The organism is Pseudomonas sp. MF6751, from assembly GCF_016613265.1.
Lineage (GTDB): Bacteria > Pseudomonadota > Gammaproteobacteria > Pseudomonadales > Pseudomonadaceae > Aquipseudomonas > Aquipseudomonas fluorescens_BV.
Map to the genome: position 1 here is coordinate 1 of NZ_JAENSV010000096.1, position 1320 is coordinate 1320.

The 1320-nt window shown below is 50.0% G+C and carries 1 rRNA gene; it reads left to right on the forward strand.

From position 1 onward, the window contains the following. Positions 1 to 316 precede the first annotated feature (316 nt). A 16S ribosomal RNA gene (locus JJD66_RS27870) occupies positions 317 to 1320 on the forward strand; the annotation flags it as partial.

Here is a 1320-nt window from a genome sequence, read left to right on the forward strand (position 1 = left end):
CTGTAGAATTCGCCTCCCGCTTACGAGAGATCGCAAGCGCAAGTGGTTGAAGTTGTTGAAGAAATCTTCGAAAACTTCTGAAAATAACCACTTGACAGCAAATGAGGCTGCTGTAGAATGCGCGCCTCGGTTGAGACGAAAGATCTTAACCAACCGCTCTTTAACAACTGAATCAAGCAATTCGTGTGGGTGCTTGTGGAGTCAGACTGATAGTCAACAAGATTATCAGCATCACAAGTTACTCCGCGAGAAATCAAAGATGTAACCAACGATTGCTGAGCCAAGTTTAGGGTTTCTTAAAAACCCAAAGATGTTTGAACTGAAGAGTTTGATCATGGCTCAGATTGAACGCTGGCGGCAGGCCTAACACATGCAAGTCGAGCGGTAGAGAGAAGCTTGCTTCTCTTGAGAGCGGCGGACGGGTGAGTAATGCCTAGGAATCTGCCTGGTAGTGGGGGATAACGTTCGGAAACGGACGCTAATACCGCATACGTCCTACGGGAGAAAGCAGGGGACCTTCGGGCCTTGCGCTATCAGATGAGCCTAGGTCGGATTAGCTAGTTGGTGGGGTAATGGCTCACCAAGGCGACGATCCGTAACTGGTCTGAGAGGATGATCAGTCACACTGGAACTGAGACACGGTCCAGACTCCTACGGGAGGCAGCAGTGGGGAATATTGGACAATGGGCGAAAGCCTGATCCAGCCATGCCGCGTGTGTGAAGAAGGTCTTCGGATTGTAAAGCACTTTAAGTTGGGAGGAAGGGTTGTAGATTAATACTCTGCAATTTTGACGTTACCGACAGAATAAGCACCGGCTAACTCTGTGCCAGCAGCCGCGGTAATACAGAGGGTGCAAGCGTTAATCGGAATTACTGGGCGTAAAGCGCGCGTAGGTGGTTTGTTAAGTTGGATGTGAAATCCCCGGGCTCAACCTGGGAACTGCATTCAAAACTGACTGACTAGAGTATGGTAGAGGGTGGTGGAATTTCCTGTGTAGCGGTGAAATGCGTAGATATAGGAAGGAACACCAGTGGCGAAGGCGACCACCTGGACTAATACTGACACTGAGGTGCGAAAGCGTGGGGAGCAAACAGGATTAGATACCCTGGTAGTCCACGCCGTAAACGATGTCAACTAGCCGTTGGAAGCCTTGAGCTTTTAGTGGCGCAGCTAACGCATTAAGTTGACCGCCTGGGGAGTACGGCCGCAAGGTTAAAACTCAAATGAATTGACGGGGGCCCGCACAAGCGGTGGAGCATGTGGTTTAATTCGAAGCAACGCGAAGAACCTTACCAGGCCTTGACATCCAATGAACTTTC